The sequence below is a fragment of the Sulfuricurvum sp. genome (assembly GCF_028713855.1).
In the GTDB taxonomy this organism is placed as follows: domain Bacteria; phylum Campylobacterota; class Campylobacteria; order Campylobacterales; family Sulfurimonadaceae; genus Sulfuricurvum.
The window spans coordinates 75,961-97,914 of record NZ_JAQTNN010000004.1 but is presented as its reverse complement, the minus strand read 5'-3'; the positions used below and the strand labels follow the sequence as shown (position 1 = coordinate 97,914).

Annotated in this window: 19 protein-coding genes; 16 read left to right on the top strand and 3 right to left on the bottom strand. The window is 43.9% G+C overall.

Annotated elements, in window-relative coordinates:
• The first annotated feature begins 178 nt into the window (after positions 1–178).
• The 11 genes from gltB (at position 179) to PHI47_RS05210 (ending at position 11,886) form a co-directional block, all read left to right on the top strand.
• Positions 179–4,612 (top strand): glutamate synthase large subunit, encoded by a 4,434-nt coding sequence (gene gltB, locus PHI47_RS05260; RefSeq protein WP_299934571.1) that lies wholly within the window; start codon positions 179–181, stop codon positions 4,610–4,612.
• 4 nt (positions 4,613–4,616) lie between these two features.
• Entirely contained in the window at positions 4,617–5,999 is a 1,383-nt protein-coding gene (locus PHI47_RS05255) for a glutamate synthase subunit beta (protein ID WP_299934568.1), read from the top strand.
• A complete protein-coding gene (locus tag PHI47_RS05250; RefSeq protein WP_299934566.1) occupies positions 5,999–6,727 on the top strand; it encodes an inositol monophosphatase family protein in 729 nt (242 codons plus the stop codon). The genes PHI47_RS05255 and PHI47_RS05250 overlap by 1 nt, the downstream gene beginning before the upstream one ends.
• The gene (gene accD, locus PHI47_RS05245; RefSeq protein WP_299934564.1) at positions 6,724–7,566 is read left to right on the top strand and encodes an acetyl-CoA carboxylase, carboxyltransferase subunit beta; all 843 of its coding nucleotides are present in this window, start codon (positions 6,724–6,726) and stop codon (positions 7,564–7,566) included. Before PHI47_RS05250 ends, accD begins: the two co-directional genes overlap by 4 nt.
• Positions 7,566–8,123 carry a thiamine phosphate synthase gene (locus PHI47_RS05240; protein ID WP_299934561.1) on the top strand — a complete coding sequence of 186 codons (558 nt, stop codon included), beginning with the start codon at positions 7,566–7,568 and terminating at the stop codon, positions 8,121–8,123. The genes accD and PHI47_RS05240 overlap by 1 nt, the downstream gene beginning before the upstream one ends.
• Complete coding sequence (locus PHI47_RS05235; RefSeq protein ID WP_299934559.1) at positions 8,120–8,578, top strand: 23S rRNA (pseudouridine(1915)-N(3))-methyltransferase RlmH; 459 nt, start codon at positions 8,120–8,122, stop codon at positions 8,576–8,578. The genes PHI47_RS05240 and PHI47_RS05235 overlap by 4 nt, the downstream gene beginning before the upstream one ends.
• Positions 8,579–8,587: 9 nt before the next feature.
• On the top strand, positions 8,588–8,941 hold the full coding sequence (gene dksA / locus PHI47_RS05230; protein WP_299934556.1) for an RNA polymerase-binding protein DksA: 354 nt from the start codon (positions 8,588–8,590) through the stop codon (positions 8,939–8,941).
• A gap of 12 nt (positions 8,942–8,953) precedes the next feature.
• Complete coding sequence (locus PHI47_RS05225; RefSeq protein ID WP_299934554.1) at positions 8,954–9,976, top strand: hypothetical protein; 1,023 nt, start codon at positions 8,954–8,956, stop codon at positions 9,974–9,976.
• 54 nt (positions 9,977–10,030) lie between these two features.
• Positions 10,031–11,020: a tRNA-dihydrouridine synthase gene (locus PHI47_RS05220; protein ID WP_299934551.1), complete on the top strand. Its 990-nt coding sequence runs from the start codon at positions 10,031–10,033 to the stop codon at positions 11,018–11,020.
• Positions 11,014–11,340 (top strand): hypothetical protein, encoded by a 327-nt coding sequence (locus PHI47_RS05215; protein WP_299934549.1) that lies wholly within the window; start codon positions 11,014–11,016, stop codon positions 11,338–11,340. Before PHI47_RS05220 ends, PHI47_RS05215 begins: the two co-directional genes overlap by 7 nt.
• Positions 11,341–11,418: 78 nt before the next feature.
• Positions 11,419–11,886, top strand: a complete 468-nt coding sequence (locus tag PHI47_RS05210; protein ID WP_299934546.1) for a tetratricopeptide repeat protein — start codon at positions 11,419–11,421, stop codon at positions 11,884–11,886.
• A gap of 9 nt (positions 11,887–11,895) precedes the next feature.
• Here PHI47_RS05210 and PHI47_RS05205 read toward each other — a convergent pair whose 3' ends face one another.
• Genes PHI47_RS05205 through PHI47_RS05195 form a run of 3 tightly spaced genes read right to left on the bottom strand, consistent with a single transcriptional unit; the run spans position 11,896 to position 13,562 of the window.
• Entirely contained in the window at positions 11,896–12,792 is an 897-nt protein-coding gene (locus PHI47_RS05205) for a hypothetical protein (protein WP_299934543.1), read from the bottom strand.
• Complete coding sequence (gene fliN, locus PHI47_RS05200; RefSeq protein WP_299934540.1) at positions 12,789–13,136, bottom strand: flagellar motor switch protein FliN; 348 nt, start codon at positions 13,134–13,136, stop codon at positions 12,789–12,791. Before fliN ends, PHI47_RS05205 begins: the two co-directional genes overlap by 4 nt.
• A 3-nt stretch (positions 13,137–13,139) precedes the next feature.
• Positions 13,140–13,562, bottom strand: coding sequence for a chemotaxis protein CheX (locus PHI47_RS05195; protein WP_299934537.1), 423 nt, complete (start codon positions 13,560–13,562; stop codon positions 13,140–13,142).
• Positions 13,563–13,689: 127 nt separating this feature from the next.
• Here PHI47_RS05195 and PHI47_RS05190 point away from each other — a divergent pair, with 127 nt between their 5' ends.
• Genes PHI47_RS05190 through PHI47_RS14560 form a run of 5 tightly spaced genes read left to right on the top strand, consistent with a single transcriptional unit; the run spans position 13,690 to position 21,950 of the window.
• On the top strand, positions 13,690–14,427 hold the full coding sequence (locus PHI47_RS05190; protein WP_299934535.1) for a sulfite exporter TauE/SafE family protein: 738 nt from the start codon (positions 13,690–13,692) through the stop codon (positions 14,425–14,427).
• A gap of 6 nt (positions 14,428–14,433) precedes the next feature.
• Positions 14,434–17,250 carry an excinuclease ABC subunit UvrA gene (gene uvrA / locus PHI47_RS05185; RefSeq protein WP_299934532.1) on the top strand — a complete coding sequence of 939 codons (2,817 nt, stop codon included), beginning with the start codon at positions 14,434–14,436 and terminating at the stop codon, positions 17,248–17,250.
• 31 nt (positions 17,251–17,281) lie between these two features.
• Entirely contained in the window at positions 17,282–18,100 is an 819-nt protein-coding gene (locus tag PHI47_RS05180) for an HDOD domain-containing protein (protein WP_299934529.1), read from the top strand.
• 9 nt (positions 18,101–18,109) lie between these two features.
• On the top strand, positions 18,110–20,839 hold the full coding sequence (gene polA / locus PHI47_RS05175; RefSeq protein ID WP_299934526.1) for a DNA polymerase I: 2,730 nt from the start codon (positions 18,110–18,112) through the stop codon (positions 20,837–20,839).
• 16 nt (positions 20,840–20,855) lie between these two features.
• On the top strand, positions 20,856–21,950 hold the full coding sequence (locus PHI47_RS14560) for a YqiA/YcfP family alpha/beta fold hydrolase (RefSeq protein ID WP_366882596.1): 1,095 nt from the start codon (positions 20,856–20,858) through the stop codon (positions 21,948–21,950).
• Positions 21,951–21,954: the final 4 nt, after the last annotated feature.

Below are 21,954 nucleotides of genomic sequence, written 5' to 3'. Positions count from 1 at the left end.
GGCTCTACTCTACACATTTTTTTCTTAATGATCAAAAATTATCCATTATTTTAACCTTTTTTAACCTTGTTATCGTTAAAATAAGAAAATTTCATCTCCCCTTTAAACTACTTATGTTTAAAAAGAGATTAAAAAATAACAATTTGCCGAAATTTTCTGGTGAAAGGTGACGATTAGAGTGGAATACCAAGACCTATTACGATCATTTAAAGATAACTGCGGATTTGGATTGATTGCAAATATCAAAAACCGTCCTTCGCATGAAAATTTGGAAAACGCGATTACTGCGTTAGAGCGAATGATGCACCGCGGAGCGGTTGCGGCTGATGGTAAAACGGGCGATGGAAGCGGATTGCTTTTATCTCTTCCGCATGATTTTATGCGTTCAACGGCTTTGGAAGCAGGGGTTGAACTCCCTGAAATGTATGCGGTAGCCGTGGTTTTTACCCGTGATACTTCAAATTTGGCCCGTTTTGAAAAAATTTGTAATGACAATGATCTCAAAGTTGTTTTGGATCGTGTTGTTCCTGTAGATACCAATGCGCTTGGGGAACAAGCCCTTGCAACGTTGCCGGCAATTCATCATATTTTTGTTACACCAAACTCTTTGATGGCAAGCCAACGCTTTGATGCATTGCTGTATCTTAGCCGTAAAGAGATCGAACATGCTCTTGTAGACGATCAGGATTTTTACATCGCCTCTATGTCGGCCAGTGTTGTTTCGTATAAAGGTTTGATTATGCCGACGCATATCAAAGAGTTTTATACCGATTTGCAAAACGAAAACTTTAAAATCTCTTTTGCTCTCTTTCACCAACGTTTCTCAACCAATACTCTTCCAAAATGGCGTTTGGCTCAACCGTTCCGTGCGGTTGCCCATAACGGTGAGATTAACTCTGTCGAAGCGAACCGCTTTAACGTTGCGGTTAAATCCGAATCGATTAAAAGTGAAGTGTTTACCGACGAAGAGATTGCACGCTTGCTTCCGATCCTCCAACCGGGCGGATCAGACAGTGCGAGCGCCGATAACTTTTTCGAGTTTTTGATCATCAACGGAATGGATTTCTTTAAGGCGGCGCGCGCCGTTATCCCCGCTCCGTGGCAAAATGCTCCGCATATGGATCCTCAGCTACGTGCGTTTTATGAATACCACTCTACCGTTTTTGAAGCATGGGACGGTCCGGCGGCATTCTCTTTGACCGACGGACGCTATATCGGATGTGTACTCGACCGTAACGGTCTTCGCCCGTCCAAATACATCATCACTCACGATGACACGCTTTTGATTGCCAGTGAATATGGGGTTATCGATATCTCAGAAGATCAAATCAAAGAACGCGGTCGTTTACAGTCAGGTCAAATGATCGGTCTGGATTTGAAATTCGGAAAAGTGCTTAAAGATGAAGATATTAACCAATATCTAAAATCATCAAATCCGTACATGAAATGGCTGAATGATCATATGATCTATCTCCAAGAACATGTAGAGGAACAATATATTACCCGCTGTGAGTATGATGAAACCAATCTAGTGGAGCGTCAACGCTATTTCAACATCACCCAAGAGGTCGTTGAACAGGTGATTGAACCGATGATGCGTGATGGGAAAGAAGCCGTCGGATCGATGGGGGATGATACCCCGTTAGCGGCATTTAGTACGGTACAACGTAATTTTAGTGATTATTTCAAACAACGTTTTGCTCAAGTTACCAATCCTCCGATTGACCCGATCCGCGAAAAGGTCGTAATGAGTTTGAATACCGGATTCGGAGAAACTCATAATATCTTGGATGAAATTCCTTCGCATGCGAACCGTTTGAAAGCGATTTCACCGATCATTATCCGCGAAAAGCTCGAAGTGCTTAAATCATTCGGGGATAAAAAATCACCTCGACATCAATCATTCTATACCAACCAAGAGTTTTCAACAGCCTATAAAGGTGCGTTGAAACCGGCACTTGAAGCATTGGTTGATCAGGTTATCAAAGCAGTGCGCGAAGAGGGTGTCCGTATTGTTATCCTCGATGACAGCGGCTTTGACAAAGAGCACAAAGCAATCCCGATGGCTATGGCGGTTGGCCGTATCAGCCGTGCATTATTGGATGCACGTATTCGTCATCTTGCATCGATTGTTGCGTGTACATCAGAGGTAATCGACTCTCACGGCGCTGCAACATTGATCGCGTACGGGGCGAGTGCGGTCTATCCGACGCTTCTTTTTGCTACCGTAGCTGCCCGTGCTGAACGAAGCGTCACTGAAGTGAGCTGTTCTGAAGCTTTCAAAGCGGTTCATCATGCCCTTAATGCGGGCTTGCTCAAAATTATGTCCAAGATGGGGATTGCGACGATCGCGTCATACCGTAATTCAGGACTTTTCGATGTTATCGGTTTAAGTAAAGAGATCGTTCATGAATGTTTCGGTGAATCTCATGTAATGATCCCTGGACTTACGTATGACGATATTGATGCACGTTTGGAACGTAATCACAAAGATGCGTTTGAGGTCGGCGGATTCAACCGTATTTTCCCTCTAAAAATCGGCGGCTACTACAAATTTTACAACGGACAAGAGCACCACGATTTCAATCCGGATGTAATTCATGCGATTCACCGTGTTTCGAAAACCGGTAAACGGGAAGATTTTGATAAGTTGAGTGCATTGGTCAACGGCCGTGGACAAAAATTCATCCGCGATTTCTTTGAGTTTAACTCGGATCGTTCACCTATCGATATTTCAGAAGTAGAGCCTAAAGAAAAAATCTTTAAACGTTTTGCTTCGGCAGCAATGTCTCTGGGGTCTATCTCTCCTGAAGCACATGAGTGCATCGCGGTGGCGATGAACACCATTGGCGCACAAAGCAATTCGGGTGAGGGGGGTGAAGATGCCGCACGTTTCGGAACCCTCAAAAACTCTAAAATCAAACAGGTTGCATCGGGACGCTTCGGGGTCACTCCGGCGTATCTCCGTTCTGCCGAAGAGATTCAGATCAAAGTAGCCCAAGGGGCAAAACCGGGTGAGGGCGGACAGCTTCCGGGTCACAAAGTCAGCGGTCTCATCGCACGTCTTCGCTATACGATGCCGGGTGTGACATTGATTTCACCTCCGCCGCACCATGATATCTATTCGATCGAAGATTTGGCGCAGTTGATTTTCGATATGAAACAGGTTAATCCGAACGCTAAAGTAGCGGTCAAACTCGTCTCTTCTGCAGGTGTCGGTACGATTGCGGCCGGTGTTGCCAAAGCATATGCCGATAAAATCATCATCTCCGGCGGTGATGGCGGTACCGGTGCGGCTCCGCTTACATCGATAAAATTTGCGGGGAATCCATGGGAACTCGGTCTTTCGGAAGCTCATAATGCCCTGAAAGTGAATAATCTTCGCGGTCTTGTTCACGTACAAACCGACGGTGGGCTCAAAACGGGTCAAGATATCGTTAAAGCGGCATTGCTAGGTGCAGAGAGTTATGCCTTCGGAACGGGAGCACTCACAATCATCGGATGTAAAATGCTCCGTATCTGTCACGTTAACAAATGCTCCGTCGGTATTGCGACCCAAAACGAAAAATTACGCGGAGAATTTTTCAACGGAACGGTTGAAGAGTTAATCAACTACTTCACTTATTTGGCTGAAGATGTTCGTAAAATTATGGCGAAACTCGGGTATAAAACGATTGAAGAGCTGGTTGGACGCAGTGATATGCTTCGTGTCATCGATACTGAATTCGCAAAAAAATTCGATTTCAGCTCCGTATTGCATCGTGAAGAGGGTGTTAATACCTGTCAATCACCGAGCAACGAACCGTTCGATTTGAATGAATTTGAGCAAGAAGTTCTTGCTGAAGCGATGGATGCGATTAAAAATCCGGAACGTCCGATTAAAATCGTTCGTGATATCTGTAACTTGAACCGTAGTTTCGGTGCTCGAATCAGTGGTGAAATTGCTCAATATTACGGGGACACAGGTCTTAAAGATAATACGATTAAAATCAATCTCAAAGGGATTGCAGGACAGGCACTTGGTGCATTCTTGATTAACGGTGTGTCTATCCGTCTTGAGGGTGTTGCAAACGATTACATCGGTAAAGGGATGCATGGCGGTAAAATCGTTATACGTTCTCAAAATCAAGGTGAAACATTTGCTGCAGGTGGAAATACCTGTCTTTACGGGGCGACTGGGGGAAAACTCTTTATTTCCGGTTCGGTCGGCGAACGATTTGCTGTTCGTAACTCGGGTGCCCTTGCAATTGTAGAGGGGACAGGAGACAATGCGTGTGAATACATGACCGGCGGTGTTGCTGTCATCCTAGGTAAAACGGGAATCAACTTCGGTGCGGGTATGACGGGCGGTTTTGCATTTGTTTATGACCAAGATCACAGTTTTGTTGAAAATGTAAACCGTGAGTTGATCGATGCGTTGCGTATCGATACCGATGACGGTGATGAAGCACGACATTACCTTAAACGTCTTCTTAAAGAGTACGTTGCGGAAACTGAAAGTGAAATGGCGCAGAACCTGCTTAAAAATTTCCGTGTCGAAATCCGAAATTTCTGGCTTGTTCGCCCGAAAAACTTAACCAAATTGCCACTTAATCCGGATAAAGGGGACTAGTATTATGAGAGAATTTTTAACGATTGAGCGTATCGACCCCACGAAACGCCTTGTATTACAACGCTTAAAAGATTTTAGTGAAATTTACGAGCCGATGGGTGCCAGCGATGCCTCTTCTCAAAGTGATCGTTGTATCCAGTGCGGTGATCCATTTTGTTTGAACAAATGTCCGTTGCATAACTATATCCCCCAATGGCTCAAAGCGGTTGCGGAAAAAGATTTGAAATTTGCGTTTAATCTCTCCAATGAACCTTCACCGTTTCCTGAAGTCATGGGACGTGTGTGTCCGCATGATCGTCTTTGTGAAGGCGATTGCACATTAAATGACGGACATGGTGCTATCACCATTGGCGGGATTGAGACTTTTATTAACGAAGAAGGATTCCGTCAAGGGTTAAAACCATACTTTCCAGGGATCACAACGGATAAAAAGGTAGCGATTATCGGTTCAGGGCCTGCAGGTCTTTCGTGCGCTACCTATTTGCTTCGTTCCGGCATTGCGGTAACGATGTACGAGAGAAGTGACCGTGCGGGCGGATTACTCACGTATGGTATTCCAAATTTTAAACTCGACAAAAAAATTGTTGAGCGCCGTGTTAACTTGCTTCTGGAAGCGGGATTAGAACTTGTGGTGAACTGTGAAGTGGGTAAAGATATCGAATTTGATGCCATTGCCGACAACCATGATGCCGTATTTATCGGTATCGGTGCTACGAAAAGCAAAACAGCCAAAATAGCAGGAGAAAATGCTTCCAATGTTTATCCTGCAATGGACTATTTGAGTGCAATTCAGCGTAAGAATTTCGGTTCTACTTACGATAAAAAATTTGATTTCAAAGACCTTGATGTTGTTGTCATCGGGGGTGGTGATACTGCTATGGACTGTGTCCGTACCTCAAAACGCGAAGGTGCTAAAAACGTGACCTGCCTATATCGCCGTGATGCGCATAATATGCCCGGTTCAGTCAAAGAGTATAAAAATGCGATTGAAGAGGGGGTAGAATTTGTTTTCCACGCTTCTCCCAAAGAGGTCATTTTAGGTGAAAACGGCAAGGCAGTAGGTATCCATATGGCTAAAACCGTTCTTGGTTCCAAAGATGAGTCGGGTCGTCAAAAAATGGAAGAGGTCAAAGGGGGCGACTTTAATGTCAACGCCGATGTCATTATTATGGCGCTCGGATTTGATCCGGTAGTACCACCGTTCTTAGCTGAAAACGGAATCGAAGTGAACTCATGGGGCGGCATTATCGTCAATGAGAAGCATGAAACGACTACATCAGGCATTTATGCCGGTGGGGACTGTTATCGCGGTGCTGATTTGGTCGTTACCGCAGCCTATGACGGGCGTGAAGCTGCTCGTTCAATCGTTAAATCATTGTTGGTTTGATGGAGCGTTTTATCCACGCTTCTATTTTAGCGTGTCAAGAGATATCCGCTCTTGTAAAGGAAGGGCATCATACTTTGTTTGCTCTCCATGAACAAGGTTATGGCGGAGATATCAGCAACGGTATCGATATGGAGGCCGAAGCGATCTGCTACCGGCACCTTTCACCGTTTGGATCGGTATTTTCCGAAGAGAGCGGCTGGATGAGTCCTGAATCTTCGATTAACATTATCATTGACCCTATCGACGGGAGTGATAATTTCGTCTCCGGATTTCCCTATTACGGTGTTTCTATCGCCCGTGTTTGTGCAGGGAAAACGACGGAAGCCATCGTCTGCAATCTCGCGAACGGCGATTTGTTCGTTCGTACTTTAGATGAATATTTTCTAACCGCTCTTCAAAATCCCTTGCAAAAAAAAGAGATTGTTCTTAATAAATGGGCTAAAATCGGTCTATTTGAAAAAGCTCCCGAGCACCCTAAATTAATCCAAAAATTGATAGCTAAAAAGCTGAAATTTCGCTCTCCAGGGGGACTTGCTCTTTCTCTGGCGTATGCCCCTTATGTAAAATATGTGCTATTTTTGGGTACAATGCGGCCATACGATATCCAAGCCGGACTCTATCTAAGTCAACACTTGCACGTGTTTCAAGATGATAGATATATTCTCATTAGTGCGGATAAAGAGCTTTTTGAGCAGATACGTTTGATTGTAGAAAAGGAGTATTTTTGAGTCTATTTAACCTGTTCGGGGACTCCGAAAAGAAAAAACAACCCACCAAAAGTGAAGCCCCTTCTCACTGGGTAAAATGCCCCTCTTGTCAGTCGTTAATGTACTATAAAGAGATTGAAAAACAAAATCATGTATGTCCTAAATGCGGGTTTCATCTTCGTATCGGTGTTAAAGAGCGTTTAGCCCTCATTGCGGACGAGGGTAGTTTTGTCGAATTTGATGCCAATCTTCGTCCGGTTGACCCGATTAACTTCGTCGATAAAAAAAGCTATGCGGCACGTGTTGAAGAGGGGTATGCTAAAAATGGAACGTATTCTTCCGTAGTGAGCGGTGAGTGTACGATCCATTCGGTCCCGGCACAACTCGTTGTCTTTGATTTCAACTTTATGGGCGGATCACTCGGTTCGGTTGAAGGGGAGAAAATTGTTCGTGCGGTGAACCGTGCACTAGAGAAACGTATGGGCTTGATCATTGTCAGTGCCAGCGGCGGTGCGCGTATGCAGGAGAGTACCTTTTCTCTCATGCAAATGTCAAAAACTTCAGCGGCATTGGCAAAATTAGCCGATGCGAAACTACCGTATATTTCACTCCTTACCGACCCAACAATGGGAGGGGTAAGCGCCTCTTTCGCAACGTTGGGTGACATTATCATTGCCGAACCGGGTGCGTTGGTCGGATTTGCAGGTCAGCGGGTTATTAAACAAACCATCGGAAGCGATTTGCCGGAAGGATTCCAACGTGCTGAATTTCTCCTTGAGAAAGGGTCGATCGACATGATCGTTGCCCGCAGTGAACTCAAAGAAACCTTGAGTGATATGCTCAAACTGCTTCTCCCTTAATGCAGCTTTACGCTCTTTGTGATGCCGATACGCTCCATACGCGGGGGATTGATCCTCTCTCGTTTGCCCAGCGTGCTAAATCTTTAGGCGCCACAGTTCTCCAATACCGTAATAAACATACTGATATTGCTAGCGTAAAAGCCGATTTAATCACTTTACGACAGATTTGGGAAGGATTTTTGATTATTAACGATCATTATGAGCTCTCAGCGTTTTGCGACGGCGTTCATATCGGTCAGGAAGATTTGTATGCGATTGATCCTGATCCTATACGCGCTATTAAAATATTAAAAATGGCAATCGGGGAAGATAAAATCATCGGTCTTTCCACCCATAACGCCGAAGAGATTACGATTGCCAACACATTGGATGTTAATTACATCGGATTGGGAGCGTATAGAGCCACCTCTACAAAATCGGAAGCCAAAGTGTTAGGGGAGCGTCTCGATGAAATTGCATCTCTTTCTAATCACCCGGTAGGGGCTATCGGCGGAGTTAAGCTCGATGATACCTTTAGTCACGTTACATATCTCGTTATCGGATCAGGATTACTGTGAATATCTCGATTATATCCATCGCTAAAAAAGAGCGCTCTTTGTATGACCCTCTTTATCAAGAACAGATGAAAATGATTTCCCGTTTTGCTAAAGTGGATGACGTTGAATTGTTTCCAAAAGAGATAGTTAAAGCTCACACTATCAGTCCGGAAGCATCACAAACGGCGTATTCAAAACTATTATCACCGATGTTGGGTAAAAATTACTCGATTGTCCTCCATCCTGAGGGTAAAAAAATGGATAGCTTTGCATTTAGTAAGCTTATAAGTGATAAAATTTCGATGCAATTTTTTATAGGAGGAGCCTACGGCTTTGAAAAGAGCTTTGTAGACCAATGCGACGTGGCTATCAGTCTCTCTGAGATGACAATGAGCCACAAAATCGCTAAAGCGGTGCTCTTAGAGCAAATATACCGCGCCTATTCACTGTTAGCAAACCATCCGTACCACAAATGAGGAGCATTGATGAGAGACCATGAGTTGCAGTATTTTGAAGAAATATTGCTGACGCGAAAAGCTCAGATTATCAAAAATATTACCGGTGTCGAGAGCGAGATGAAACAGCTACGTGAGATGGAACTCAACGACGAGGGTGATTACGCATCTGCCAGTAATGACAACATGGTTGAGAATGCTATCGGTGCACAACAGATGCATGAACTCGAGGAGATCGAAGCCGCTCTCGCTAAAATCAAGTCCAAACAATACGGAATTTGTGAAATGTGTGAAGACGATATTGGTTTTCAGCGCTTAAAAGTGAAACCGCATGCAAAATATTGTATTGTATGCCGTCCAATCGTTGAAAAAAACAAACACTAAGGAGGAGAGAAAATGCAACTAAAACGTTACACCATCGCATCGTTCATTTTAATGATGTTAGTCGGTATTGCCGTCTACACGATAGATAATGGTTCGATCGCATTTGATTTATTAGGGATGCATTTTCCAAACCTTCCAGTCGCATTTTGGGTTGTAGTACCTCTTGCAATCATGTACATAGCGAGCATATTGCACATGGGTGTTTATGCTTTGGTCGGTAACTTTAAACTTCGCCGTTTAAATAAAGACCATGAGAAGATGATTGATGCACTGCGTGATTCACTCTTGGGGATTGGTGAGCGAAATTATGTGTACAAAAGTGAAGCGTATAAACTTATGGGCAAGTTGGTTGATAACTCTCTAATCCTCCCGTATGAAACCCTCCGTTCTATCGGAAATGAGAAAATTGATGAAGCGCTTGAGTTAATGCGCGATGTCAAAGAGAAGAAAAAAATCGATATCAAGAAATTTCATTTGCCATCGACGACATCAATTGCGATCCAAAACAACCTTAACCGTCTTGAACGTGGAGAGATGGATGCGGACAGCATCCTGTCACGTCCTGAAAGCTATGGCGAAATCGTATGCGCCAAAGCGTACGAATCGTATGTTAAAACAGCATCGGTCGGTTCGATCATGAAATTTAAACATCTCTTTACAAAAGCCTCTTTGGTTGATTTCGTTCAACGGATAAATGCAGCTGAAAACGGCATCCAAATCAGTAATGAAGAATTAGCAACACTTTTTGGAACGCTTAAACTAACCAGTACGGATTGGATTGACCTTTCTGAGGCAATGTCTAAAAACATGCTCCCTGAGCAACGAATCCGACTTTTCGAAATGCTCAGTGAACACAATGATGAAGCGATGGAAGGGTATCTTTATACCCTTTATGATCTACAGATGATCGACACCGCTAATGAAATTCTAAACAATACGGCAAACAGTGATTATCAGATTTTCAAAGCGTATCGTGACCTTAAACGTGCGAATAAGCACTATGATATCGCGATCTTTTTACGTCCAAACTGTTAACTGACTTTAAAAGGTAGCCCTTTTTGGCTACCTTCTCTTCCAAGGTAATTTTTTATGACTCCTAAACTCTCTTTTGATTTTCCCGTTTATGCGCTTGCTCCACTTGCCGGATATACCGATCTGCCGTTTCGTAATGTCGTCAAAAAATTCGGTGCCGATTTGACGGTCAGTGAGATGATCAGCTCTAATGCCCTTGCATACGGTTCGGCAAAAACGATTCGTATGTTGGAACGAAGTCCGAATGAAGACCCATATTCGGTTCAAATCGCGGGTGCAGAAGAGGATATTGTCCGACGTGCAGTCGAAGTTCTCAACAGTGTGGAGGATATCGATATTATCGATCTTAACTGCGGATGTCCGGTTCCTAAAATCGTGTGTCACGGTTCGGGAAGCTCTCTTCTAAATGATTTGCCTCGTATGGCACGTATCATCGAGATGATTAAAAAGACGTCCAATAAATCGACCCTCAGTGTCAAAATCAGGCTCGGATTTGAGTCGAAAAACCATATTGAGATTGCTAAACTGGTTCAGGATTGCGGAGCTGATTTCCTTGCCGTTCACGGGCGTACCCGTGCGGGTAAATTTAAAGCTCCCGTTGATTACGATGCTATTGCTGAGATCAAAGCGGCAGTCTCAATACCTGTGATTGCCAACGGTGATATAGACTCGTTTGAGAAAGCGCAGTGGGTGTTAGAACATACTAAAGCCGATGGCGTAATGATCGGGCGCGGAGCCGTCGGTGCGCCGTGGATATTTCATCAACTCAAAACCGGAAGCTCCACTGTCGATCCTCTCATCAAACACGCGATTATTATGGAGCATTTAGACGGTATGATAAGCTGTTACGGTGCACGTGGCGTTGTGACGTTCCGTAAACACGTACACACCTACTCAAAAGGGTACGAGGGGGCATCCGCACTGCGTGATCTCGTAAACCGCATCGATGATCCGGTTCATTTTCGCGCCATAGTCGATGAATTTTTTCTCACTCATCGTCAAATAGGCGAAGGATTTAAAGCTTCCGATATGAAATGTGAGTGCTAATACTGTTTATGCATCATAAAATCAAGGCCAAAGCAGAACAGATAGCCAAAAATCCTGCAACTAAAAAAGCATTCATGTCGATGAAACCGGAAAAAAGCATCTGGGGATTTGTCGGGGTAATTCTTTTTTTTATTGTACCTGAGATCATCGCTTTTATTTATGGTGTTGAGATTACCCATTATGCGAAGGAAGGGTTAATCATAGCTTCAAGCGCTGTGGAACGGCAGTACTACAATTTACTGGTGATGCTTTTTGAAGAGGGCGGAAGCTGGTTTAACCTCACCCTCGGATTTGCATTGCTGCTTTGGCTTTTTTTCTAATAAATTCTTATACCTCCCTTCATATGATTACTCTATTGTTAGCCTCTTTGGTTACAATCGCACCAAAAAGGGGATGATGTGGAAATCGATTTTTATAATGCCGGAATGAATGCTTATGCTTCGAAACGCTTTGAGGAAGCGTATGAGTGGTTTATGAAGGGTGAAACGGATCCGCGCTGTTTATTTGCACTGGCAACACTGTATTATAACGGTCAAGGCGTTATGCGTAATTTTACCAAGTCAACTGAATATTATACGATCGCGGCAGAAGCGGGTATTTTACCTGCACAAGTCTCTGCCGGATTTGCGTATGCCAATGCGATGGGAGTTCCTGAAGATTTTGACAAGGCGGCGCATTATCTCAAAATGGCAGTTGCCCAAGGTGAACCGGCGGCCAAGGTGACTTTGGCGGAGATCTATGCAAAAGGGTTTGCAGGAGGAAGTCGTAAAGAAGCTGCTGTATTGATTCGTGAAGTTCTTTCTTCAACCGGAGGAGAAGAAGCTTATGATGTGTATACTCGGTACGATCTTGGAAATGTCAACTAAAGTAGGGGTTTAATAAACCCCTGAAGCTTTTTCTTTATAGGAATCGAATGCTTCGTCTTGTGCGGGAGCGAGTTGGAAATAGCCATCGAGTTCACGGTGTTTGGATTGCAAGAGCGTCTCGAAATCGTTTTGGGTAATGGGAATGTTATCTTGGTATTTGTCCAGTAAAATAGTGTTATTGCCCAACAATACCAAATAACTCATAGTTCCGTAATCGAGCATCGCTACGGTATGGGACGGATCAAGCGTTTTCTGAAATCGGATATGAACGCCTCCAGCATCCCCGGCAGTTTTAATCGGTGCAACCGGTGCAGATTTAGGCTCAGGGACTGTTTTGTTGAAAAGCCATGGTGTTTTAGGCTCCGTTTGGATGGTTGCGGTACGCTTGGCGATACTTTGCTTGAGCCAAAACAAGATGGCGATACCGATTAACATAATAACGATAACGACGTAATAGCTTTGTTCAAATTCAGCGTTGTTTTTAGTTGGAAGTCCTGTAAGCGATGTTTCATCAACAGGCGGTGTTTGCTCAGTTGCATTGCTGGTGGCAGCGGCAGGCATAAAACGGAGTCTTAATCCATACGAATCAGACGTTTTAGACGCTTGCATGGTTACATCGGGAGTAACCTGAGCGACAATCTCAATGTGTTCACCTTGTGGGGCTATGGCTAATTTTTCCAAATACTTTGAATTGACATTTTTGACAGTCGGTGCATCGATAAATGCCTCTTCGAGTTTAATGACAACGGTATCTCCTTGACGATTTTGGCGAAGTACACCCTCATACGGAGTATCGAATGTCAGCATGACATCAACACGATCATTGCGATCATAGACGTTATAGCTTAGGATTTTAGCTCCCCAAAGAAACGCGGGGAGAAGAAGTAAAAGGATCAGATATCTCATAGTCTCTCTTTTGAAAGGTAATAAAGGACGGCGCTCGAATCGAGAACCTCATTGATACGGATAGCCAAGTTTTTTTCATAAACCATTACTTCTCCTTTGCCGATAATACGACGGTTCACGTAGGATTCAACACTTTCACCTGCCGGTTTTCCAAGATCAATGACTGACCCTTTCTCGAGTTTGAGGATATCTCCGAGCGAAAGAGTTGTTTGTCCCAAATCGGCGACGAACTCAACTTCCATATCGAGCAATCCTTCATAGTCCATCCATGAAAGCTCTTTAACAGCATCAAAAGGGTGATCTTTGAGAAGGGAAGGTTCTGCTTTTGTTAGTGTTTCATCCATACGTTAAAGCCTTTTAAGTGCAATCATCATTTCGCCGTTTTCGACACTAAGGTGCTGAATCTCTTCAGGATCGCCTTGGCTTGTTTTATCGCATACGAAAAATGGGGTCATGATAGTCATTGATGTCTTATATGATTCTTCTGCCAACACTTTTGCGCTTCCGACGATCATATTGGTTGTTTCCAAAAGCATATCAATCAGGGTCTGATCATCACTCTCGTCTTCGCCTAAAAATGTTTCGGCGATGGTTTGAATCAGTGTGTAATCACATCCGATATAGACCCTTTGGAAGGTTCCGTCATTAGCTTCAATATCGATATAAGCAAGAAACGTTCTCTTTTTAGAGGCATCACTGATACGATGGTATGGCAGTCGTAACTGATGAATACAAAAGTTTTCGGCCGCTTGCACAATGATCGGTAACATCGTTTCCTCGTTTATCGGGTGTAAGTATAGAAGATTGATTATACCGTAAAATCAGTTGATGGAGAAGGGGGTTTATTGAAGCACGAAACAAGTATAATCGCGCGACACAAAAATTAAAGCAGACAATATGGTGATTGAATTAGCACTTTTAGGTATGACGGTCGGAACGCTATCCGGATTTTTCGGAATAGGCGGAGGGACGGTGAGTGTACCTATCTTGCTGTATTTAGGTTTTGGTATCAAAGAGGCGATCGGTATATCCATGATGCAGATGGTCGCAGGCTCTTTGCTGGCAGCATGGATTCATCATAAAAATCAGACCTATGTGGTACATGAGATCAAATATTTCGGTTATGGCGGGATACTCGGTGCGATTATCGGAGGGTTTATGGTTAAATTACTCGATGCAACAATATTGGAATGGCTCTTTTTGAGTATTGTTGCTTTTACATTGGGACGATTAGCATTTTCCAATCCTGTTCCGAGCCGTTCTGAAGTGGTCAATCGTCCTTTATATACTCTTATAGGAAGCGGGATCGGGATATTTTCAGGGATGCTCGGTGTCGGAGGATCGATTTTAATGACCCCGATACTGGTTAGTTTTATGGGATTTCCTTTGAAAAAAGCTTCAGCAGTAGGACTCTTTTTTGTTATGTTCACCTCTATTTCGGCATTCGCTACCTTATTATTTTTAGGATTCATCAATCTTCAGGCTGGAATCATTATGGCACTTAGCTCGTTGGTTGGGATAATATTGGGAATAGGGTTGCTGCACAAAACACGCATCACCCATTACAAGCAGGTCTTGGTGCTTTTTTACATACTTATTTTTGCCATTACGGCATACAAATTGATCGCGGGGTAAACGACTATGGATATGATTAAAATTATCGGAGCACGAGAACACAATCTCAAAAATATCTCCTTGGAGATTCCGAAGAATAAGCTCGTTGTTTGTACCGGAATCAGCGGTAGCGGAAAATCGACATTGGCATTTGACACCCTTTATGCCGAAGGTCAGCGCCGTTATATCGAATCGTTATCAAGCTATGCACGTCAGTTTTTGGATCGGGTAGGAAAGCCTGATGTTGATAAAATCGAAGGGCTTACCCCGGCCATCGCGATTGATCAAAAAACCACGTCCAAAAATCCCCGTTCAACCGTAGGGACGATTACCGAAATTTATGACTATCTACGCCTTTTGTACGCCCGTATCGGTATTCAACATTGTCATCTGTGCGGTAAACAAATCTCGAAGATGTCGGCACAAGATATCATCACGCAGGTACTCAAACTCCCGGATGGGGCTAAAATTGTTATTTTGGCTCCCTTGATTCGGGAAAAGAAAGGTTCGTTTGCCGATATTCTTGAATCACTCCGTCACAAAGGATATGTGCGTGCGATGGTTGATGGGGTTATGGTACGGCTGGATGAAGAGATCGAGCTTTCCAAAACTAAAAAACATACCCTTAAAGTGGTCATTGACCGCCTTATTATCAAAGATGACAACCATGACCGTGTGGCTCAAGATGTCGAAAAAGCGCTCAAAGAGTCCTACGGTGAGGTAGAGATTGAGATTCAAAACCACGAAGAGATAGGGATGGCTGAAAAGCTGATCCATTACAGTGAGCACAGCGCCTGTTTTGACTGTAAAGTGAGTTTTGATCCGCTGGAACCTCTCTCGTTTTCGTTTAACTCTCCTAAAGGGGCGTGCAGTGAATGTGACGGGTTGGGAATACGATACGCACTTGATTATGAGAAAATCATCGATTCTGAACTCCCCATTGAAAAAGGGGCGATCAAGATTGTTTACGGCTTTAACAAAGGATATTACTTCACCTTTCTAAAAGCGTTTTGTGCCGCATCAGGGATCAGCATTACGGCCCCTTTCTACACCCTCGAAGAGTATCAGAAAAAAGCGATTCTCCACGGCAGTGTCGATGAAGTGGAATTCAAATGGCAAGATCACCCGATCAAACGCACATGGCCGGGGATTGTCCGCATTGCGTATGATATCTTCAAAGACGAAAAAGATCTCGCCGATTACATGTCTGAAAAGCCGTGTAATATCTGTAACTCTCATCGTCTCAAGCGTGAATCGCTAGCGGTTCGTGTCGCGGATAAAGGGATTGGAGAGGTGATCTCCATGCCGCTGAAAGATTCCTATGCATGGTTTTCCGATCCGCAGACTTTTGAAGGATTAAGCGATCAAAGTGCGATGATTGCCGCGTCTATTTTGAACGAAATACGCGAACGTCTTTTCTTTTTGTTCGATGTCGGATTGGGATACCTATCCCTCAGCCGTGATGCCCGTACCATCAGTGGAGGAGAAGCTCAGCGTATCCGTATCGCTTCGCAGATCGGCAGCGGTTTGACCGGTGTCATGTACGTCCTCGATGAGCCGAGTATCGGACTGCATGAACGTGATACTCTCAAACTCATCCGAACACTGAGATCATTGCAGGAAAAAGGAAACACGGTTATCGTCGTCGAACATGACAAAGAGACCATCGAGAATGCCGATTACATCGTTGATATCGGGCCGGGTGCCGGAAAATTCGGAGGAAACGTCGTCTTCGCAGGAACGCTTGAAGAGATGAAAAAATCGGATACTCTCACTGCTCAGTATCTTTCCGGTCGGAAAAAGATCGAATATTTTTATCGACGCGAGCAAAAAGAGTGGATGAGCATTAAAAATGTGACATTAAATAATATTACTAATTTAAGTGTAGAGATTCCGCTTCATAATTTTGTTTGTGTGACGGGGGTAAGCGGAAGCGGGAAAAGTTCGCTGATATTGCAAACACTTCTCCCTGTTACCCGTGAGATATTGAATCATGCCCGTAAAATAAACCGCGTTGCAGGAGTTGAAGTAGAAGGATTGGAGAAGCTCGACAAAGTAATCTATCTCGATCAAAGTCCTATAGGACGAACTCCACGCTCAAATCCTGCAACGTATACGGGAGTTATGGATGAAATTCGTAATCTCTTCGCTAAGACCAAAGAGGCGCAAATTCGAGGCTACACGGCATCACGCTTTAGTTTTAACGTCAAGGGCGGACGATGCGAAAAATGTCAGGGGGAAGGGGAAATCAAGATTGAGATGCACTTTCTTCCCGATATTATGGTCAAATGTGATTCGTGTCATGGCAGCCGTTATAATATGCAGACTCTTCAAGTGGAGTACAAAGGGAAAACTATCTCTGATGTATTAAATATGTCCGTAGGCGAAGCGCTCGAATTTTTTGCTCCTATCCCTAAAATCAAAGTAATTTTGCAAACTCTTAGCGATGTGGGACTTGATTATATAACATTGGGACAAAATGCCGTTACCTTATCCGGAGGAGAGGCTCAACGGATCAAGCTTGCGAAAGAGTTAAGCCGCCGTGATACCGGAAATACCCTCTATATTCTCGATGAACCGACGACAGGGTTACATTTTGATGATGTCAATCGTCTTACCCGGGTACTTCATAATTTCGTTGAATTGGGGAATTCGGTGCTGGTCATCGAACATAACCTTGATATGATAAAAAATGCCGATTTCATCATCGATATGGGGCCTGAAGGGGGAAGCGGCGGCGGATTGCTCGTCGCTCAGGGCGATCCTGAGTCTGTTGCCCGAGATTGGGAAAAAACCGGAAGTTTTACCGGAAAATATTTGGCTCTTGAGCTAAGTAGGGTATAATAACTTCAATTGCTTTTGTAGAGGAATTTTAATGAAAAGCTCGATTATAAACAGTATTAAATCTTTGCCGCCGCTTCCTAAAACCGTTATTGATATGCAGCGTGTCTGTAACGATCCGAATTCATCGATTCAGGATCTGGTCAAAACGGTCGAAACCGATCCGATGATCGTTGCCAACTTACTCAAAGCGGCTAATTCGCCTTTATACAGTTTCCGACGTGAGATTAACAACGTAGGGCAGGCCGTTTCATTGTTCGGTATGAGTATGACCCGATCGATCGGATTAGGAAACTCTGTTCGTAAACTTCTCAATGTCGATATGGAACCTTATGGGGTATCTTCGGATCATTTCGCAGAAATCTCTTCGATGCAGGCGGCCTTGATGCACGCGTGGTACACTAAGATCGACCGTGCCAAAGCTGATAAACTGTTTCTTGCTGCATTTTTACAAGAGACGGGTAAAATCATTATTGCCAGTGATGTTATCCAAGAAGATTTAGCCACCAACTTTAAAGCGGATATCACTTCTGCAATCGATATTTCGCAAGTAGAACGTTCGTATATCGAAGAGACGACAGCGACCGTTACGGCAGCGATTTTTACCCACTGGAATTTTGACAAAGAATTCGTAGAGATGATCGAATATTCGGATGCTCCGGACAAAGCTCCTGAAGAAATCAAAGAATTTGCAACTGCACTTCATATTGTTAAAACGATTCTTCCGATTAATGATCCCTTCGGTGAACACGGGATTGCGTATGGCCTTAAAAAAGCTGAAGCCGCAGGGTATGATTTGACAAAACTTCAAGCGGCGATTGATTCGATTCTTGAAAAAACTCGCGCCATATAAAGGCGCAGGATGGCTCAACAAACCGTTACTGTAATCGATACATTCGGATTTTTTTTCCGCAGTTTTTACGCGCTTCCTCCCCTCAAAAATAAACAGGGTTTTCCTACTGGTCTGTTGACAGGATTTATCAATTTTATAGCCTCTTTACATAAAGATCACAGCAGCGATTATTTGATTTTTGCCCTCGATGCCAAAGGCCCAAGTTTCCGTTCCGAGATCGATCCTCAGTATAAAGCCAACCGTTCTCCTGCACCCGAAGAGCTGATTATGCAGCTTCCGATTGCGATTGAGTGGATTGACAAAATGGGGTATAAATCGCTTATGCAAAGCGGATACGAAGCCGACGATATGATCGCGTCGGTTGTTCGTCATGCACGTTCTCAGGGACATATCGTCCGTGTGGTTTCACACGATAAGGACCTGTATCAGCTTATCGAAGACGATGTGGTCGTCCTCGTCGATGCGATAAGTAAAAAGGTGATGAACGAGCGCCATTGCGATGAAAAGTACGGCGTTCATCCCAAACAGTTTATCGACTATCAAGCTCTTATCGGAGATACGGCGGATAATGTTCCCGGAGTTAAAGGGATCGGTAAAGTAACAGCTCAGAAACTGCTTACTCAGTTCGGGACGCTCGATGAGATGTATGCACGTCTGGGTGAGGTGACACCGCCTCGAATCAAAGGTTTACTGGAAACGTATCGGGATGATGCGTTTCGCTCACGTGAACTGGTAAGCTTACGGGACAATGTATTTGAGACGCTTGATTTCAATGAATTTGCAATGCACTTTGAGAATCCGTTTTTGCCGATTTACGATGATTTGGTTCATTATGAGATGAACGCAGTTCTTCGTACGTTGAAAGCTAAAGCGTTGTTTGAGGAATCGCAAAGTACTTCAACTGCGCGCGTGGCAGAAACTAAACCCCTTGATCTTCCGAAATGTGAGAGCAGTGAAGGATGCACACTGTTGATTGATACAGACGAAGCGTTGGAGCGTCTTATTGCTTCGATTCCTCAGGATGCATTAGTCGCATTTGATACTGAAACGACAGGACTCGATCCTACGAAAGACCATTTGGTCGGTTTTAGTTTCAGCAGTGACGATAAAACAGGCTATTACGTGCCGTTGGCTCACAGCTATTTGGGCGTAGGGAATCAAGTCACCCATAATGCGGCTAAAAGTGCTATAAACGCTATTTTTGAGCGTCGTGTTATAGGTCATAATATCAAATTTGATCTTCATTTCGTCACCCGTTTTTTAGGGGTTGATCGACTCACTATTTATGCTGATTCTATGGTGATGGCATGGCTTACGGACTCTTCACGATCACTTTCTATGGATAATCTGGCTCAAAATCTTTTGAGCCACGAGATGATCCATTTTAAAGACACGGTGAAAAAAGGGGAGAACTTCGCTTCGGTCGCGATCGAAGATGCATGCAAATACGCCGGAGAAGATGCCTATATCACTTATCGTTTGTATGAAGTCCTTAGAGAACAGCTCCTTTTAAAGGGTGGGCAGGACGCTCTGGATGAAGCATTTAACGTTGAGTTTCCTTTTACTATCACATTACTTGGAATGGAGCGAGAGGGGATAGCAGTCGATACGTCGGTATTGGAACTCTTTAAAAAAGAGGTAGCGTTAGAGATCGCCACCCTTACTGAGCAAATCCACACTGCGTGTGGTACGGTATTTAATCTCAATTCACCTAAACAGCTTGGAGTAATTCTGTTTGAAACGCTGGGGCTGGCACACGGTAAGAAAACCAAAACCGGATACAGCACGGATGAACAGGTTTTAGAAGGGCTTAAAGAGGAACACGCTGTTATTACGATGTTGCTCCAATACCGTGAGTATCATAAGCTCTATTCGACCTATATCGAACCGTTGATCGCATTGGCACAAAATGATCCCTCATCCCGCATCTATACCTCGTTTGTTCAGACGGGTACGGCAACGGGTCGGCTCAGTTCCAAAAATCCGAACCTCCAAAATATCCCCGTCAAAACGGCTCTGGGGATGCGTATCCGCGAAGCGTTTGTTGCACCGAAGGGGAAAAAACTGATCGGGATCGACTATTCGCAAATCGAGCTTCGTCTCCTCGCCCATTTTAGCGAGGATAGTGTTTTAGTCAACGCCTTTAATGAGGGGCATGACATTCACATGCAAACGGCGATAGCGCTTTTTGGTGCCGAGGATGCACCGCGTAAGCGTAACATCGCTAAGACGGTCAATTTTGGTCTACTATATGGAATGGGGCAAAAAAAGCTCTCCGATACTCTCGGAATCACCACTAAAGAGGCAAAAGAGATCATCGAGCGTTATTTCGAGACCTTTCCGAGTGTCAAAGGGTATTTTAGCGGCATTGTCGAGCAGGCAAAAGAGATGGGGTATGTAGAAACGCTGTTACATCGCCGCCGTTATTTTGATTTTTCCTCCGCCACCCCGATGCTCAAAGCGGCATACGAGCGCGAATCGGTTAACACCGTATTCCAAGGCTCCGCCTCCGATCTCATCAAACTTTCGATGAACAAGATCGATACGATGATCCGCGCTGAGGGATTACGCGCCCGAATGTTATTACAAATCCACGATGAACTTATTTTTGAGGTGGATGAGGATGTGGCAGAGGTTTACGCCGCGCGCTTTGTCGAGACGATGGAGAGTATTTTAGAACTCCGCGTTCCGCTGAAAACCTCAATGCATATTGGTAATCACTGGGGTGAGTTAAAATAATAACAGAGGGTTAAAAATGATTATCTATATTCACGGATTCGGAAGTCATGGCAATGGATCAAAAGCGGTCGCTTTAAGAGATTTTTGTAAACGCAAAAATATACATTTTATTGCCCCGTCTCTGTCAACAATTCCCGATTTAGCTATTCAAACGTTAGAAGAGTTAATAGAAAGTTTTCAAATGACAGAGAATGTCTCTCTTGTCGGTTCTTCTTTGGGGGGATATTATGCAATGTCCCTCTCTTATAAATACAATCTTCCGTGCGTACTGATTAATCCGGCCATTTATCCCTATAAAACACTTAGCCGGGCACTTGGATTTCCTCCCAATTTTTACGATCAAAGTACCTATGAATGGAACATTTCCCATTTAGAAATGCTCAAAAAGCATGAAGTGAAGGAATACAGCGGAGAGAATGCTCTTTTAATGGTTCAAACTGCCGATGAAGTACTTGATTACACCGAAGCAGTTGAAAAATTGTCTCGTGCACAAATGATTATCGAAGAGGGTGGCGATCATGGATTTCAAGGGATCGAACGCCATTTTCAGACTATTATAGAATTTTTGGACACGGCAACTGAACCGAAATTTGATATCGAAAAGTATAAAAAAGTATTGGAATTTGCCGCGCGTGCTCACGGGGAGCAAAAAACACCGATGGGCTATCCTTATCTCGCTCACATTGTTTCGGTAGCTTCAGAGATTATTGCAGCATCTTCTGAACTCAACAGTGATGAACTTGATTTAGCAATTAGCTGCGCGCTTCTTCATGATACGATTGAAGATACGGCTACGCTTTTTGAAGAGATTGAAGCGGAATTCGGAGAACAGGTCGCTCATGGGGTGTCCGCATTGACCAAAAATAAATCTCTTTCATCAAAAGAAGAACAAATGCAAGAGAGTCTGAAAAAATTGCTGCAACAGCCTAAAGCGGTTCAATCCGTTAAATTAGCAGATCGTATTAGTAACCTTTCGAATGTTCCTGCACATTGGGATGAAGCAAAAAAGAAAAAATATGCACTTGAAGCACAAATGATTTATGATGCGTTGAAAGAGGCACACCTCTCTTTGGCAATGCGGTTAAAAAATAAAATAGAGTGTTATCTTTAAAAAA

Coding starts and splice junctions, on each gene's coding strand:
- PHI47_RS05255 (WP_299934568.1), top strand. CDS start 4,617: ATGAGAGAATTTTTAACGATTGAGCGTATCGACCCCACGAAACGCCTT.
- PHI47_RS05250 (WP_299934566.1), top strand. CDS start 5,999: ATGGAGCGTTTTATCCACGCTTCTATTTTAGCGTGTCAAGAGATATCC.
- PHI47_RS05240 (WP_299934561.1), top strand. CDS start 7,566: ATGCAGCTTTACGCTCTTTGTGATGCCGATACGCTCCATACGCGGGGG.
- dksA (WP_299934556.1), top strand. CDS start 8,588: ATGAGAGACCATGAGTTGCAGTATTTTGAAGAAATATTGCTGACGCGA.
- PHI47_RS05225 (WP_299934554.1), top strand. CDS start 8,954: ATGCAACTAAAACGTTACACCATCGCATCGTTCATTTTAATGATGTTA.
- PHI47_RS05220 (WP_299934551.1), top strand. CDS start 10,031: ATGACTCCTAAACTCTCTTTTGATTTTCCCGTTTATGCGCTTGCTCCA.
- PHI47_RS05205 (WP_299934543.1), bottom strand. CDS start 12,792: ATGAGATATCTGATCCTTTTACTTCTTCTCCCCGCGTTTCTTTGGGGA.
- fliN (WP_299934540.1), bottom strand. CDS start 13,136: ATGGATGAAACACTAACAAAAGCAGAACCTTCCCTTCTCAAAGATCAC.
- PHI47_RS05195 (WP_299934537.1), bottom strand. CDS start 13,562: ATGTTACCGATCATTGTGCAAGCGGCCGAAAACTTTTGTATTCATCAG.
- PHI47_RS05190 (WP_299934535.1), top strand. CDS start 13,690: ATGGTGATTGAATTAGCACTTTTAGGTATGACGGTCGGAACGCTATCC.
- uvrA (WP_299934532.1), top strand. CDS start 14,434: ATGGATATGATTAAAATTATCGGAGCACGAGAACACAATCTCAAAAAT.
- PHI47_RS05180 (WP_299934529.1), top strand. CDS start 17,282: ATGAAAAGCTCGATTATAAACAGTATTAAATCTTTGCCGCCGCTTCCT.
- polA (WP_299934526.1), top strand. CDS start 18,110: ATGGCTCAACAAACCGTTACTGTAATCGATACATTCGGATTTTTTTTC.
- PHI47_RS14560 (WP_366882596.1), top strand. CDS start 20,856: ATGATTATCTATATTCACGGATTCGGAAGTCATGGCAATGGATCAAAA.